At 70.3% G+C, this 16,458-nt stretch carries 10 protein-coding genes; all 10 read left to right on the top strand.

Annotation, left to right across the window (positions count from 1 at the left end; translation table 11 throughout):
• The first annotated feature begins 62 nt into the window (after positions 1–62).
• Complete coding sequence (locus H8R17_RS27870; RefSeq protein ID WP_187825977.1) at positions 63–1,679, top strand: DUF4192 domain-containing protein; 1,617 nt, start codon at positions 63–65, stop codon at positions 1,677–1,679.
• An 803-nt stretch (positions 1,680–2,482) separates the two neighbouring features.
• Complete coding sequence (locus H8R17_RS27865) at positions 2,483–4,351, top strand: glycogen debranching N-terminal domain-containing protein (protein WP_399477371.1); 1,869 nt, start codon at positions 2,483–2,485, stop codon at positions 4,349–4,351.
• 130 nt (positions 4,352–4,481) lie between these two features.
• Complete coding sequence (locus H8R17_RS27860; protein ID WP_187825976.1) at positions 4,482–5,240, top strand: NUDIX domain-containing protein; 759 nt, start codon at positions 4,482–4,484, stop codon at positions 5,238–5,240.
• Between the two features lie 117 nt (positions 5,241–5,357).
• Positions 5,358–7,502 (top strand): ATP-binding cassette domain-containing protein, encoded by a 2,145-nt coding sequence (locus H8R17_RS27855; protein ID WP_187825975.1) that lies wholly within the window; start codon positions 5,358–5,360, stop codon positions 7,500–7,502.
• Positions 7,503–7,664: 162 nt separating this feature from the next.
• Positions 7,665–8,552, top strand: coding sequence for a FadR/GntR family transcriptional regulator (locus H8R17_RS27850; protein WP_187825974.1), 888 nt, complete (start codon positions 7,665–7,667; stop codon positions 8,550–8,552).
• Positions 8,553–8,979: 427 nt separating this feature from the next.
• Positions 8,980–10,518 (top strand): RNA polymerase sigma factor, encoded by a 1,539-nt coding sequence (locus tag H8R17_RS27845; protein ID WP_316959548.1) that lies wholly within the window; start codon positions 8,980–8,982, stop codon positions 10,516–10,518.
• 118 nt (positions 10,519–10,636) lie between these two features.
• Positions 10,637–11,533 carry a tyrosine-type recombinase/integrase gene (locus H8R17_RS27840; protein WP_187825972.1) on the top strand — a complete coding sequence of 299 codons (897 nt, stop codon included), beginning with the start codon at positions 10,637–10,639 and terminating at the stop codon, positions 11,531–11,533.
• Positions 11,534–12,368: 835 nt separating this feature from the next.
• Positions 12,369–12,572, top strand: a complete 204-nt coding sequence (locus H8R17_RS27835; protein ID WP_187825971.1) for a hypothetical protein — start codon at positions 12,369–12,371, stop codon at positions 12,570–12,572.
• Positions 12,569–13,471 carry a bifunctional DNA primase/polymerase gene (locus H8R17_RS27830; RefSeq protein ID WP_187825970.1) on the top strand — a complete coding sequence of 301 codons (903 nt, stop codon included), beginning with the start codon at positions 12,569–12,571 and terminating at the stop codon, positions 13,469–13,471. The genes H8R17_RS27835 and H8R17_RS27830 overlap by 4 nt, the downstream gene beginning before the upstream one ends.
• A gap of 47 nt (positions 13,472–13,518) precedes the next feature.
• Positions 13,519–14,898: a DUF3987 domain-containing protein gene (locus tag H8R17_RS27825; protein WP_187825969.1), complete on the top strand. Its 1,380-nt coding sequence runs from the start codon at positions 13,519–13,521 to the stop codon at positions 14,896–14,898.
• The last annotated feature ends 1,560 nt before the right edge of the window (positions 14,899–16,458 follow it).

The raw sequence follows: 16,458 nt of genomic DNA, 5'->3' as shown, positions 1-16,458 counted from the left end.
TCCCTGATCGGACTTATCCACAGGTCAAAACGAAACCTCGCAATCCGCGAGATCGTCTGCGCATGACGAATCACGGCGAAACGACTGGATCCTTCGACGACGGCAACGGCATCGCACGGGACGCCCGCGCGTCCGGGGACGGACACACGTCCCGCGGCGAGCTCCCGGAGCCCGAGACGCACCTCGGCGACACCGCGTACGACGACCAGGGTGAGCACCAGGTCACCCTGCGCACCCCGGCCGAACTGGCCGACGCGCTGCCGTATCTGCTCGGGTACCGCCCCGAGGACAGCATCGTCCTGGCCGCCCTGCACGACAGGGACGGACGCGGCAGGTTCGGCGGCCGGGCCCGACTCGGCATTCCCGCGAACCGGGACGACTGGCCCTCGGCCGCCCGGCAGTTGGCACACGGACTGGTGACCGGCAGCGAGCGCCGAGGTGCCCGGCCCGAGCAGATGGTCGTGTACCTCTGCCAGGAGCCGGCCGAGGGCGAGCCGGGCCGGAAGGTCATGGAGCGGCTGCGCCCGCTGGCGCAGGAACTGCGCCTCCAGTGCGGCTCCCTCGACGTGCCGGTGGTCGAGGCCCTGTGCATCTCGGACGGCCGTTTCTGGTCCTACTGCTGTGACAACGAGGTGTGCTGCCCGGCCGAGGGAATCCCGATGGGCCTGCCCGGTACCTCCGTCCTGGCCGCCGCCGCCACCTACGCGGGCATCCAGGTGCGCGGCACGCTGCGCGAGCTGCGGGCCAGGCTGCTTCCGTGGGAGAACACCGCCGCCCTCGAACAGGAAGTCGCCCTGGACACCGCCAGCATGGAGACGGTCCCCAGGATCCTCGACGGCACGGATCGTGCCGAGGTGGCCGAGGAGACCCTGGAACTGGCCGAGCGGATCATGGGCCGCCTCGCCGAGGCTCCGCCAGTGTCCGGCGCGCTCATGTCGGACCTGCGTGACGACGAACTCATCGGACACGACGAGGCCGCGACGCTGATCCTCGGCCTGCAGGACCGCACCACCCGCGACCGTGCGGCCGAGTGGATGGAGGACGACGAAGCGGATCCCGCGCTGCGCCTGTGGCGGGCCCTGGCCCGCCGGTGCGTCGGGCCGTACCGCGAACACGCGGCGGCACCCCTCACCCTCGCCGGCTGGGTCGCCTGGTCCACCGGAGACGAACTGGAGGCCCGGGAGGCGCTCGCCATGGCCCTGGGCGCGGATCCCGACTACCTTTTCGCCCGCCTCCTGCACCAGGCCTGCAACGAGGGCCTCGACCCGGAGTCGGTCCGCCGCTGCCTGCGCGCCGAACGCAAGGGCCGCGGGCGACCCGGCACCGCTTCGGCCTCCGCCACGGACGATCCCGACGCCGGGACGGCCGCTGCGGACCCGGCCGAGCACGAGGTGGCCGACCCCGCACCGCGGGAGCCGGCGCGCCGCCGGCGCCGGGTACGTGGCGAAGGTGCCTCTTCGGAAGGCACCCCTTGCGAAGGCGCCCCTTGCGAGGAGCGGGCCGAGACCCGCGAGCCGAGCATCCGGACCTCGCCGCCGCGCAGGCCGGCGGACGACACGCGGCCCGGCGGCGGACGGACGCGCAGCACACGCCCGCGTACGCCCGGGAAGGGAGCCGGGCGCCGTCGGGACACCCGCCCGGAGAGCGCGCACCCCGCAAGCCGGAAGGGGGAGGGGTGAGCAGCCGTGCCGTCCCGCCCGGCAGGCCGTACGAGGGAAGGGTGAGCAACCGCCCCAAGCCGGAAGAAGGAGCGGTGGGCAACCGTGCCGTCCCACCCCACAGGGCGGACGGCGGATGGGGCCAGCAACCGTCCGCCGCGCCCCGATCCGTCCGGTCACTCGGCCGTGGGCGTGACCCCGGGTAGGCCCGTGCCGTTCACCTGAGTGGCGGAACGCCTGGACGGGCCGTGACGCCGTATTGCCCATGTCCCGCCGGAGCCCGACGCCCGGCACCGTACTCGCCCGAGGCGCACCGAGCGCAGAGGAAGCCCCCCATGCACCAGCCGACTCGGCCCTCCGCTGCCGACGACGACCGCTTCGTCGTGGGCGGCCCCCCGCCGCCCCTCGGACCAGGCGTCGGCCGCCCCCGGCCCTGGGACGCGGACAGCATCGACCGTCACGCCCCCGGGATCCCGGGAGACTCCCGGCGTTCCGCCCGGCGGGACGACAACCTGCCGTCGCAGCCAGACCGGGCCCGGCAACCTGCCCGGTCGACGGGCCAGGACCGCCACCCCGGTTCCCCGACGGCGCAGCACCGGTGTGCTTCGTCGTCCGTGGGCGAGAGCGGGGCTCCGCCGCGACCAACGGTGGGGGCTCCGCCGCCTCCAACGGCCCCAAAGGGGCGTTCGGCCCCCGCCTCGTCCTGGCCTGCCAGGGGCACCCCGTTCCCGGCGCCCCGACGGTCCGCCGACCTGCCGCCCGCGCACACCGCCCTGATCTGCGTCGCACTCCCGGGTCTCGCCATCTCCACGGAACAGGGGCAGATGACCGGCCGGGGACTGGAGGGCATCTACCGAGCGGGCCGGCGCCTGCTCTCCCGTTGCCAGGTCCGTGTCTCGGGCCGGGAACCGGTCACGGTCCAGGCCCGGATGGCCGCGGCCGACCGAGCCCGCTTCGTGGCCACGCTGCGCACCTCCCCGCACGCGGGCCCGGACCCGGACGTGGTCGTCGAACGCAACCGCCACGCCGACGGCACGGAGCGGATCACCCTGCGCAGTGCCGCCGCCCGCCCGCTGCGCCTGCCCGTCGAGGTGGCCCTCGGCACGGACCTGGCCGACCTGGGGGCCATCGCCTCCGGCAACGCCGGCCCCGAACTGCCCGCCAGCGTCCACGACTCGGGCCTGCGCTGGTCCTGCCCCACCGGAAACGCGTCGGTCACGGCCGACCCGCCGCCCGCCGACGCGCTGGCCTCCGCGGGACTGCTCCGGTGGGAGTTCGATCTGCCTCCCGGCGGAAGCGCGAGCGTCGAGCTGAAGGTGCGGCCGGACCGCGCGGGACCCGTCCGGGCCGTCGGCCGCGCGGCCACCAGCCCCCTCGCCGCCGCGCGTGCGGCAGGCGACGACCCGAGAGGCCCGGCGCTCCTGCGGACGAGCATCGCCGACCTCCAGGCCCTGCTGCTGCGCGACCCCGCCCACCCTTCCGACACCCATCTCGCGGCCGGGGCGCCCTGGCGCTGCGGCCTGGCCCCCGCCGAGGCGCTCGCCGCGGCCCGCATGACGCTGCCCCTCGGCACCGGCCTGGCCGCGGGCACCCTGCGCATCCTCGCCCGCACCCAGTTCCCTGGGCCGGGGCAGCAGTCCGGCGTGATCCCCGGGCCACGACGCGACGCGGGCCCGCACCTGCCCCCGTGTTGCACGGGAACCGAGGCCACGCTGCTCTTCCCCGCGCTGCTCGCCGAGGCCCGCCGCTGGGGGCTTCCCGGACCTGACACGGAAGAGCTCCTGCCCGCCGCGGAGCGCTGCCTGACCTGGCTGCGGACCACCGTGGGAGACGGCACGTACCTGCCCGACCCGTACCCCGGCGGCCCGGTCCGCTGCGAAACACAGGCCCACGCCCACCGCGCCGCCGTTCTCGGCGCCGACCTGCTCGACGCCTGCGGCAGACCGGGCGGCGCGGAGCTGCGGCAGTGGGCGCAGGCGCTGCGGACGGCGTTCCGGCAGGAATTCTGGGCCGAAGACCTGAGCGGCGGCCGGCCGGCGGCGGGACGCGCCCCCGACGGCCGGCTCGTGCCGCACCTGGGCGGGGCTGCCGCGCATCTCCTCGACACCGGACTGCTGGGCGGCGGCGCACAGGCCCCCGGCCTGCTCGACAAGGTGCAGACCGAACAGCTCGCCCGGCTGCTCGGCGGACCTGCCATGGACTCGGGCTGGGGTCTGCGCGGACTGGGCGCGAAGGAGCCGGGACACAATCCGTTCGGCCACCGCGCCGGTGCCGTGCGCGTGCACGAGACGGCGATCGCGGTCGCCGGACTCGCCGCCGCGGGCTACGAGAAGGAGGCCGGTTCACTGCTGCAGGGCACGCTCGCGGCCTCCGAGGCCTTCGGCCACCGGCTGCCCGAGATGTACGCCGGCGAGCGGCGCACCGAGGGGAGCGCTCCCCTCCCGCACCCGGCGGCCTGCCGGCCCGCGGCCACCGCGGCGGCCGCCGGAGCGCTGCTGCTGACCACGCTCGCGGGCATCCGTCCCGACGCCCCGGCCGGGACGGTCACGCTCCGCCCCGTGCGCAGCGCACCCCTGGGCGAGATCGGCCTGACGGGGCTGCGGGTCGCGGGCGCCCCGTTCTCCGCACGCGTCAGCCGGCTCGGCATCGCCATGGTCGAGGAGGCGGCCGACGGACTGCAACTGGGGGCGTGACCGGGCACCACGCGGCACGCGTGACCACCTGAAACACATGGTGGGACGCATATCGGAGCGAAGTGGATCAGCCGTCGATGCGGTCGGCGAAGGGAGTGTTTATCGTCAGGCAGACGACTATGATCGCCGCATGCCCTACGACCCGTCAGCCTTTCCGCCCTTTGCCGTCACCGTGGACCTGGTCGTGCTGACCGTGCGACGCCATGCCCTGTGCGCGCTCGCGGTACGCAGGGGCGAGCCGCCGTTCCAGGGGCGCTGGGCCCTGCCCGGCGGCTTCGTACGGGCCGACGAGGATCTGGCGCAGGCCGCAGCCCGCGAGCTGGCCGAGGAGACGGGACTGCGCGTCCACGACCCGGCCGTCCCCGCCCAGGACAACGGCGCCCACCTGGAGCAGCTCGCGACGTACGGCGACCCCAAGCGCGACCCGCGGATGCGTGTGGTCAGTGTCGCCCACCTTGCCCTCGCCCCCGACCTGCCGGCGCCCCGGGCGGGCGGTGACGCCAGCAACGCGCGCTGGGCGCCAGTCGAGGAGTTGCTGCAGCAGGGCGGGTACGGCCGCGACGGCGAGGCGGTGGCGCCGCTTGCCTTCGACCACGCCCAGATCCTGGCGGACGGCGTGGAGCGTGCCCGCTCCAAGATCGAGTACTCGTCCTTGGCCACTGCCTTCTGCCCGCCCGAGTTCACCGTCGGCGAGCTGCGCCGAGTCTACGAGGCGGTGTGGGGAGTCGCCCTCGACCCGCGCAACTTCCACCGCAAGGTGACGGGCACCCCGGGCTTCCTCGTCCCCACCGGCGGCACGACAACACGCCAGGGCGGCCGCCCGGCCCAGCTGTTCCGCGCCGGCGGCGCCACACTGCTCAACCCTCCGATGCTGCGCCCCGAGGTGTGACACCGGCGCCAGGCGCGTGCCGAACGGCGAACACCGGTCCGGCGGGGTGGACTGCCCTGTCCGCAGCGGGCCTTGCGATGCCCGAAAAAACGGACATAGCACGCTATCTTGCTTCAGGTGATCGAGGCCTTCGGACTGACCAGCAACCAGCGAAAAGAACTCCCGCCCGTTGTCGACGACATCTCCTTCGACGCGCGTGCGGGTCGTGTCACCGCACTGCTCGGGGCAGCGGGCGCGGGCAAGACCACGGCGCTCAGACTCATGCTGGAACTGCAACGGGGCCGTGGCATCACCTACTTCAGAGGCCGCCCCCTGCACCGCATCGCCCAACCCTCGCGCGAAGTCGGCGTGCTGCTGGGCGATGTGCCGGGGCACCCGGCCCGCACGGTCCGCGGCCACCTCCGCATGCTGTGTGCCGCAGCCGGAGTTCCGGTCCGGCGCGCCGACGAAGTCCTGGAAGTGGTGGGGCTCGTGAGCCTGCGCGACGAACGGCTCGGCACTCTCTCACGCGGCATGGACCGCCGCCTCGGCCTGGCCTGCGCCCTGCTCGCCGACCCGCACACGCTCGTGCTCGACGACCCCGCCGACGGGCTCTCGGCTCGCGAGAGCCGCTGGTTGCACAGCGCGCTGCGCTCCCACGCCGACCAGGGCGGCACGGTCCTGTTCACCACCGCCGACCCCAAAGAGGCCGCACGCACCGCCGACCGCGTTGTGACCCTGGATCGGGGCCGGCTCGTGGCCGACCAGGAGGCCGCGGAGTTCGCCCGCACGCGGCTGCGCCCCCGGGTCGCCGTCCGCAGCCCGCACGCAGCCCGCCTCGCGGCCCTCCTCGCCAAGGAGGCCCGTTCGGCACAGCGCTCCGTCGAGGTCGTACGCGAGGGCGGCAACCGGCTGTCCGTGTACGGCAGCACCTGCGCCGACATCGGCGAGACCGCGTTCCGGCATGCCATCGTCGTCCATCGACTCGCCGACGAGACCGGTGACATGGGGCCCGGCGCGGGAGCGGGGCCCACGGGGGAGCCGTACGCCGTCGGCTCCGGGCGCAGGCGCGAGGCGGACGCACACCGCCCGGCCGACCCGCCGCGGCCGCCCGCCGGCGCCCTGGACCGGGACGGCGCCGCGCAGCATCAGGCTCGTACGAGCGCCGCCACCGAACAGCACCCGTCAACTGATGAACACCTTTCCCCCGTCGGGGAGCAGCACCCGTCAGCTGATGAACACCTTTCCCCCGCCGGGGAGCAGCACCCGTCAACTGATGAACATCATTACTCCACCGACGAACTGCAGCCGCCTGCCGAGGAACGCTCCCGCTCCACCGACGGCCAGGACCTGCCGCCCGCGCACCCGAGCGGTGAGGCCCCCGGCGAACCGCACGCCCCGGCCGCAGAACCGGAAGCCGTACCCGCCACGCACGTCACCGACCGCACCCCCGCCGCGCCCCGCACACTCGATGCCCTCCCCGCTCTCCCACCTCCCATCTCCGTCCGTTCCGCCCCCAGCCCCCTGCGCCCCCTGCGCTACGAGATCCGCCGCGCCGCCGGAATCAGCGTCGGGTTCCTCACCGGGGCCGCCGTGCTCGTCGTGTCCGCCCTCACCGCCGTACTGCTCGCCCGCTTCGGTCACACCCCGCAGCCTCGCCTGCTCGCCGCGTGGCCGCAGGAGCTGCCCCTGCCGCCCGCGGCGCTCGGCGCGGGGCTGCTCGGCGCGCTCGCCTTCGGTGACGAGTTCCGCCACCCCGCGCTGGCGGCGGACCGCGGCACCGTGCCCCGCCGGCTGGGGCTGCTCGTGGCCAAGCTCCTCGTCTCCGCGGCCACCGCGCTGCTGCTGGCCGTCCTCACGGTGGGCTGCGACGCCGAAGTGCTCTACCTCCTCTACGGTCGGGAGCTCGCGCAGGTTCCCGCCGACTGGCTTCCGCTGAGCGCGAGTTGGATCGGGCTCGTGATCGGGTGCGCCTGGGCCGGAGTGCTGGCCGCGGGGATCTTCCGTTCCGCCGCCGCCGGGCTCGCGGCGGTGGTCGCCGTACCCGTCCTCGTCGTACCCCTCGTACACAAGATCCTCGAGGGACCGTCCGTGCGGACCGCGGCCGGGGTTTCCGGGAGGATGCGCGAGGTGTTCCTGCTGCAGTGGCCCTTCGGGGGAGAGCGCTACCTGGAGCCGGTCCTGCGAGTGATCGCCCAACCCGTGGGCAGCGCGCTCGCGTTGTCGCTGACCACGCTGGTCTGCGCGTACCTGCTCACGACCCTGCGAAGCAGGGTCCGGTGACTACCCTCCGCATCCGTCCGCTCGGGCCGTGTGCACAACTCCCCGGAGAACGCCCATTTCTTTCCGATAAGGCGTCAATTGCGACGGGGTGAGCGATCACCCTTTCGTGTGCTTTTCACCAAAGACCTCAAGGGAGTTGGAGCCGACGCCGACAAAGGATGCGTGAGTACCCTTGCGCACACCATGATGACCGCCGCCCGCTCCGCCGACTCCGGCCTCACGAGCCCGGGCGAACTCGACCGCTACCCCTACACCGAGGCGTCCGCCCCGGACCGTGTCGGGGCTCCCGCCTGGGAGGGCGCGGATCCGGAGCTGGGCCGTGTCGGCCGGCGTGCCGCGGGCAGCCGCGGGCGCGGGCTGCACGGGCAACTCGTCCAGCAGCTGGGTCAGATGATCGTTTCCGGTGACCTGGGCGCCGACCGTCCGCTGGTGCCCGAGGAGATCGGCCAGCGCTTCGAGGTCTCCCGCACCGTCGTCCGTGAGTCGCTCCGCGTCCTGGAGGCCAAGGGCCTGGTGAGCGCCCGGCCGAACGTCGGCACGCGTGTGCGTCCCGTCAGTGACTGGAACCTCCTCGACCCCGACATCATCGAGTGGCGGGCCTTCGGGCCGCAGCGCGACGACCAGCGGCGCGAGCTCAGCGAGCTGCGCTGGACCATCGAGCCGCTCGCCGCGCGCCTCGCCGCCGGGCACGGGCGCGAGGAGGTCCAGCAGCGCCTGACGGACATGGTCGGGATCATGGGCCACGCCATGAACCAGGGTGACGCGCTCACCTTCTCCCGGGCCGACGCCGAGTTCCATACGCTGCTCATCCAGATCGCGGGCAACCGCATGCTGGAGCACCTCTCCGGGATCGTGTCCGCTGCCTTCCAGGTCTCCGGCGGCCCGGTCACGGGCTGTGACCGGCCGAACGAGACGTCCCTGGCGCACCACGGCAGGATCGTCGACGCCCTCGCCACCGGCGACGGGGCGGTCGCCGAGGCGGCCATGCGGCAACTGCTCACGGTCCACCCCGAGGTAGAGCGCGTAGTGCCCGCCCCGCGCGAGCACTGACGGCGTTCCAGACGCCGCGGCCGACCGGACCACCCCCCTCCTGTGGCACGGCTCGGCCGGCGGGCCGTCCCCCGTCGGACCCCGCGGGGTTCCCCACCAGGACCCGCCGGGTCCGACGGCGCGACGGGCGGCGGAGCCGTTCGGGCGCCCCGATCTCAGCCGCAGGCGACATCTTCTGCCCATATCTGACCGTTTTTGAGCGCTTACGGGGTGTGACTCGGGCCACGCGGATTGGGCGTAACGCTCGAGGGAACAACGCGATGACCTAAGAGGTGACAGCCGCGGAGGGAATACGGACGCCGTTGATGGCGCTGTGCATCTTCCCGGCCCCCGCCCGCGCCGTCGGCCCATCCCCAAGCCGGCGGTCGGCTCCTGTCCGTCGTGGATGGGGCCGGAAGCCGTTTTCCAACGTTCCGAGAGGTTGTTCGTGTCGGCCAGCACATCCCGTACGCTCCCGCCGGAGATCGCCGAGTCCGTCTCTGTCATGGCGCTCATTGAGCGGGGAAAGGCTGAGGGGCAGATCGCCGGCGATGACGTGCGTCGGGCCTTCGAAGCTGACCAGATTCCGGCCACTCAGTGGAAGAACGTACTGCGCAGCCTCAACCAGATTCTTGAGGAAGAGGGTGTGACGCTGATGGTCAGTGCCGCAGAGCCCAAGCGCACCCGTAAGAGCGTCGCAGCGAAGAGTCCTGCCAAGCGCACCGCCACCAAGACGGTCGCGGCGAAGACGGTGACCGGCCGGAAGGCCACCGCCACCGCCACCCCGGCGGCGCCCGCCACCGACACCGCCGTCGAGGAGGAGGCAGCCGCCAAGAAGACGGCTGCCAAGAAGGCAACCGCCAAGAAGACGGCTGCCAAGAAGACGACCGCCGCCAAGAAGACGGCGGCCAAGAAGACCAGCGCGAAGAAGGACGACGTCGAACTCATCGAGGAGGAGGTGCTCGAGGAAACCCCCGCCAAGCCCGGCGAGGAGCCCGAGGGTACCGAGAGCGCAGGCTTCGTGCTCTCCGACGATGACGAGGACGACGCGCCTGCCCAGCAGGTCGCCGCCGCCGGTGCCACCGCCGACCCGGTCAAGGACTACCTCAAGCAGATCGGCAAGGTTCCCCTGCTCAACGCCGAGCAGGAGGTCGAGCTCGCCAAGCGCATCGAGGCGGGTCTGTTCGCCGAGGACAAGCTGGCCAACGCCGACAAGCTCGCGCCGAAGCTCAAGCGTGAGCTGGAGATCATCGCCGAGGACGGCCGCCGCGCCAAGAACCACCTCCTGGAGGCCAACCTCCGTCTGGTGGTCTCCCTGGCCAAGCGCTACACCGGCCGCGGCATGCTCTTCCTGGACCTCATCCAGGAGGGCAACCTCGGTCTGATCCGCGCGGTGGAGAAGTTCGACTACACCAAGGGTTACAAGTTCTCCACGTACGCCACCTGGTGGATCCGTCAGGCGATCACCCGCGCGATGGCCGACCAGGCCCGCACCATCCGTATCCCGGTGCACATGGTCGAGGTCATCAACAAGCTCGCGCGCGTGCAGCGTCAGATGCTCCAGGACCTGGGCCGCGAGCCCACCCCGGAGGAGCTGGCCAAGGAACTCGACATGACCCCGGAAAAGGTCATCGAGGTCCAGAAGTACGGCCGTGAGCCCATCTCGCTGCACACCCCGCTGGGCGAGGACGGCGACAGCGAGTTCGGTGACCTCATCGAGGACTCCGAGGCGGTCGTGCCGGCCGACGCGGTCAGCTTCACACTCCTGCAGGAGCAGCTGCACTCCGTCCTGGACACCCTGTCCGAGCGCGAGGCGGGCGTGGTCTCCATGCGCTTCGGGCTCACCGACGGTCAGCCGAAGACTCTCGACGAGATCGGCAAGGTGTACGGCGTCACGCGCGAGCGCATCCGCCAGATCGAGTCCAAGACCATGTCGAAGCTGCGCCATCCGTCGCGGTCCCAGGTGCTGCGCGACTACCTCGACTAAGTCAAATCCCACTTGGCGCCCCTGACCTGCTACTTTGCAGATCGGGGGCGCTTTGTGTCTCTGGCGCAGCGCTCGTACTCCAGATATTGATCGGGCGTCTCTGGCATATGCTCGTGACATGAGCGCAAATCCGGACATAGCCTCACTCCTCGACTCTAGGCTCCTCCACCTGGCTGCCGAGAGGAAGAGTCCACAGACACGGAAGACCTACGGCGACGGGGTTCGAGCCTTCCTGACCTGGGGTGATCGGACCGGTGCCGAGCCGGTGCTCGATCGGCCAACAGTCAACGCCTTCGTGGCCGCGTTGATCGACGCAGGAGCTGAGCCGTCCACGGCCCGCTCCCGGCAGCTCGCACTCCGTCGCTTCAGCGCATGGCTGGCCGACGAAGGAGAGATCCCCGCCGATCAGCTGGTGAACCTAAAGCCGCCCAAGCTCGACGCAAAGGTTGTACGCGAGCTGGATGAGGGCCAATGCCGAGCGCTGATCAAGGTGTGCAAGGGGGGTGAGCTGCGGGACCGCCGTGACGAGGCGATCGTGCGGCTCATGATCGAGACGGGTGTCCGTGCCGGAGAGGTCATCGGCATGAGCGTGACGGACGCGGATGTCAAGGCAGGTATGGCCGTGGTGCAGCGGGGTAAGGGCGGCAAGGGCCGGACAGTGCCATTCGGGCCGCAGACCGCCCGTGCCGTTGACCGTTACCTGAGAATCCGACGTACCCACAGGCTTGCCGGGACCCCCGCGCTATGGCTTGGGGAGCGTGGAAAGAACTTCACGTACGACGCGCTGTACTCCGCACTACGCGGCCGGGCGCAGATGGCCGGTATCGATGGATTCCACCCTCATGTGCTCAGGCACACCGCAGCGCACCGGTGGCTCGCAGCCGGAGGCTCAGAGGGCGGGCTCATGGCTGTGGCCGGATGGTCACGCCGCGACATGCTCGACCGCTATACGAAGGCGTCGTCTGAGCGCCGGGCTGCGGAGGAAGCGCGCGCGCTCAACCTGGGGGATCTATGAACGCGATACGGCTGCTGAACGTGTGGTGTGGTCAGTGCAAGTCGGAGAAGAGGCGTGATCCTGGGCGGCTGGGAGTGGTCGAGCGTACCGCGAAGGGGACGGTGCGCTGGCGGGTGGAGGCGAAGCGGTTGGCGAGACTAAATCGTCCCGGCCGTTGGAGGGGATGGCGTGGAGGCGTCGTACTTGAGCACCCGTCCTACTCGCATCTGGAGGTGCCCGATCGACTGGTTGCCCTCTGTCCCGTCCATGGGCACGGGCGGGTGCGCACTGTAGACGTGCTCGGGCAGCGTGGTAGCGTAACGCTCACTTTCATAGCCAGCGGCTAAGCCGCGAACCGGTGTCGGCAACCCGGACTCAGCCCACGGAGGCTAGTTCGTGTTTGCCATGACACCAGAGCAGCGTCATCTCCGCGCTCAGATTGCAGCCCACGCTATGTGGGCCAAGTGTGACGACCCCGCTGCTCACACTGCACCAGCCCGCGAGGCGTTCCTCGACCGCTTCGAGCGCCAGGTCGACCCCGAACGGGTATTGGCCCCGGAGGAGCGCGCGCGCCGCGCTGAGCATGCTCGCAAGGCGTACTTCAAGCGGCTCGCTCTCGCCAGTTCAAGGGTCCGCGCCGCCAAGGTCGCCGGTCGCGCCTTGGGGGGTGGCCGGGATGCCGCATAACAGCGCTGGAGCCGCGACCCCGGGCAAGGGAAGCGGCTCCGAAAAGATCAACGACCGGGCCACGGCATCGATCACAAACAGGGTAAACCGTTGCGACTTCTGCGGCGACCCACGTCCGACCTGGAAGTACACAGCCGAGTCATTTACGCGTTCCATAGCTGGTTCGCCCGTGGCCATCAAATTCGATGGGCTGTGGGCCGCGTGCGACGTGTGCCACCGCCTCATCGAGGCCGACCAGTGGGCGAGGCTGCTGAGGCGGTACAAGCGGCTGAACCCGCAAGCGGACATCACCGCCGTCATAACTGACGTCGCAGCTCTCTGGCAGCAGTTTCGGATCCGCCGTATCGGACCGGCGGAGGTGGTGGGGTCATGAATGCCAACCTTCACCAGATCCTGCTCGCTGTCGACTGCGTCACGGACCGGCCCCTTGCCGTAGGGGCCCCGATCCTCGCCGCTGCCGGCCTCTACGTGTTTCCCATCGGCGGTGACAAGAGGCCGCTTGTGAGGTGGGGTTCCCAGGCCACCACCGACGCGGGCACAATCGCGCGTTGGGGGCGCCAGTGGCCAGATGCCGGCGTCGCCGTCGCCTGCAAGCCCTCAGGGCTGCTGGTCGTCGACCTGGACGTCAAGCACCCGCCGGTCAACGGCCGCGAGTCGTGGGCGGAGCTGACCGCGGCGAGTGGTGACCCCGAAGCGGCGCCCGCCTGCCTGTACGACCGCACCACGCTGATCAGGACCCGCAGTGGCGGCCTCCACTTGTGGTTCCGCGACGTGGAAGGCATCCCTGGCCGCGACTACCTGTTGCCCGGCATTGACGTCAAAGCGAGTCAGGGTGACTGCGGCGGGTTCGTCGTCGCGCCGCCCACGCCTGGCTACACGGTGCTTGCGCCCAAGCCGCCGATGCGGGTGCCGGGATGGCTGCAGTTGATCCTCGCGCACGACGACAAGCCGATGCGGGCCCCGGTCCAACTCCCCTCGAAGACCAACGTGGCACCGCCGTTCCTACAGCCCCACCCGCCCGCCGGAGGGCGGGCCAAGCCCGTGAATTTCCTGGCGACTCTTCAGGACATCCCACCTGGCCGACAGGACAACAAAGGGATGGGCGCAGCGACGACCCTGCTGGAGAACGGATATTCGCCATCGGACGTCGCACAGTGGCTATGGGAGATCGCGGAGGGTTGGTCGACGGACGGGCGCCCTTGGACACCCCGTGATGTCGAGCGCTGGGTCCGAAGCGGAATGAGCCTGATCACCCGGCGAGGTGCGGCGTGAGCACTGAGCCCGACTTCAGCCACCTGGGGGCAGACCCGGTCGTGCCCGTGCGGCCCCGCAACCTCTCCGACAGATTCTGGGCTGCGCACGAGGTGCTGGCGGAGATCCGCCGAACCGCGCGCGCCCGCATGGTGTGCCCCGACTCGGTGCTGGGTGTGCTGCTGGCACGGACGGCGGGCTTCCTCGACCCCCGCCACCTTTACGTCGACACCGGCGTGGACGACCGCACCAGTCTCAACCTCATCGTCGCAAACGTCGGCCAGCCGGGCATCTCCAAGTCGCAGTCCTCCGCGCTGGGCCGCCGCCTGTTGCCAAGCAGAGAGTTCCCGCACGTCCGACTAGGTAATGCGGGCTCAGGCGAGGGCATCGCCGAGGCGTACATGGGCGAGGTCGAGACTGGCAAGACAACCAAGGCGGGCAAACCCATCACCGAACGCTCCCAAGTGCGGCATAGCGCTTTCCTGGAGGCCGACGAGGGAGAGCTGATCGCGAAGCTGGGCGAACGGTCTGGCTCGACCCTGGGCGCCACACTGCGGTCCACCTTCACGGGAGCGCCGCTGGGGCAGATGAACGCCACCAAGGAGCGGCAGCGGGACGTACGTAATTACGCCCTGGGCCTGGCTCTGTCCTTCCAGCCGGAGACACTCCGCCCGCTGCTGGCCGAGGCGGCCCAAGGCACCCCGCAGCGGCTTCTGTACCTGTCAGCGGCCGATCCGTCCATGCCGCCGCCGGCTCGGCAAGAGGTGGCCTTCGGAACGGCGGAGCCTCCCGCACCGACCCCGTCGTGCCAGGGCCTTACCGAGCGGCTGGTCGCCAACGTGCAAGCTGCGATCGGTGTGCCGGCCAGCATCACCTTCTTCCCGGACGTGGTGTACGAGGTGCGAACGCAGAGACACCTGGCGCACACCGAAGCCCTTCCCGACCAGAACCCACTAGATGGGCATCGCACTCTGCTACGGCTGAAGGTCGCCGCCCTGCTGACGATCCTGCTGGGGGACGTAAAGCCGGGGCCAAACGTGGTGTCAGAGCGGACGTGGGAGCTGTCCGGAGAACTCCTCGACGTGTCGTGCAACCTGCGGGACGCCCTGGTGGAGCAGGCCAGAGCCGACGAACGCGGGCGCGTGGAAGCAGGCGTCCAGCGACACATCGACCGAGAGGTGCGTACCGACCACGCGAAGCACGTCGCGAAGGTCGAGCGACTGGCGAAGCGGGTCAGGAAGCACGCCGCACAGGCCGGCGCAGGCGGCCTGCCGCTTAGCGGTCGCGACGGGTTGCCCCGGAGGTTCGACAACCGCGAACGGGGCCTTCTCGGCGAAGCTCTCGATCACGCGGTAAACGCGGGGTGGATCAAGACCGACCAGGTCCGAGTCTATGGGGGAGAGGTGGGAGAACTCCCACCGGGGGCATCTCGCGCGATGCGCGAGTAGAAGGTCGATTTCTATTTCTCCAGTTCAGCGCTTGATCGAGAACTTCAATATCTCGGAATTGCGCAGTACGCCATCGTTGGAGTTCTCCCATCTCCCGCTTCTCCCACTCCTCAACATAGAAGAGATCACTGCCCGATACGGAGGCGACCAAGGCCAGGACAGAGTGAGTGGCGCACATGACCCCCATCTCGCTCCACCATCCTGCCCACTGCAGCTCCCTGTGGTGTGCAGTAGGTCTGGCCCCTGGTGGTGCTCGAATCGAGATAGGCGCTGCCAGCCCACTCGTGGTGCCAGCCTCCATGGCAGGTATTGAGACTCGATAAGTCAGACACTCGTTTAGTAAGTTGAGATTTTGCTGATTCATGAAATCTCGGAAATCGGCAAAGTGGATTCATATTCAGGTTTAAATGTGCGGAATTAGGTGAATCTCGCCTGATGTGGTAAACGAGTGTCTCGCGTGACCCGGCGACGATATGATATAGGCTCGCTGGTGACGCTGAGAGAGGTGTTCGGCTTCGTCGTCAACCTACGTCTGAGCAGTAGGGTCCCATGCGTGCGGCTAGGAGCTACGGCCACCTTCCATGGGGACCCGTCGAAACGGGTTTAGGGCCGTTTGCATGCCTTTACGGGGTGCGCCACCCCCCAAACAGGAGGGGGGAGGGGGTGTCCCGTGACCATCGGCAGTCGACTCACCCCGCGCACTCATTTATTTCTCTCTCTACTGAAAAATCCCGCACGGGCGACGCCGGCCAGTGCGAGCGCCAGTCCATATGTGGCCTCGCCAGGAGACCTCGAACCGAGGCGAGTCGCGGCCGTGCTGCGGGATCGCCCCGGCGCGAGGCATGATCACTGCATGAAAGGCGGGGTGACTCACAGAGCTGTCCTGCGCCCATTAGTGTCCGGGATGTGCAGCGCCTCCTGGTTTTCTTCGACCTCGACAACACGCTCGTGGACCGGCGGGGTGCGCTCGCCGACTGGCCAGCTCCGCTCCCTGCTCCGGGGCCGCGCCCATGACGCGCTCCCTCCGCACGGCGAGTGCGCCGTCCACCTCACCGCTGCTCACCTCTGCGTCTGCAGCTTCGCCGTCCGCCATCAACTGCACCGCGACGCCGGCCGGATTGGACAGGTCACCGGCGGAGGCGCACGACGCGACAGGGGCAGGTACCCCTGCTTCGGAAACGATGATCGACGCACCGAGAATCACATCGCCCGCCAGCCGCATCGGCAGGTACAGCTCCAGCGCCTTGGCCTTCCGCGCGTCGGGCTACGGCTGCCCTCAGTCGGCGTTCGAGTTCGAGCCGCATCGGGCCATGACACGTCAGCCGGTACGCGGGTGGAGGCCGAGGTACGACGGAACGTACGGCCTCCGTATCTCCTTGCCGCAGCGGGACCTGGATCCAGTCCGAAGGGTTCATCCGCGGCAACTCGGCCGCGCTCTAGTTGTGCTGTTCGGGGACGTTGGTGACGGGCGACTGTGAACGATCACGTAATTCCCCGGGCCCGGCGTCACGTAATTCCCCAGGTCCTGACCTCGTCCATGTCTACTTGATCGAGGGCTTG

It is taken from the genome of Streptomyces sp. TRM68367 (assembly GCF_014495685.1).
GTDB lineage: Bacteria > Actinomycetota > Actinomycetes > Streptomycetales > Streptomycetaceae > Streptomyces.
Note: the sequence above shows the minus strand (reverse complement) of the source record. Positions and strands in the feature narration are given on the sequence as shown.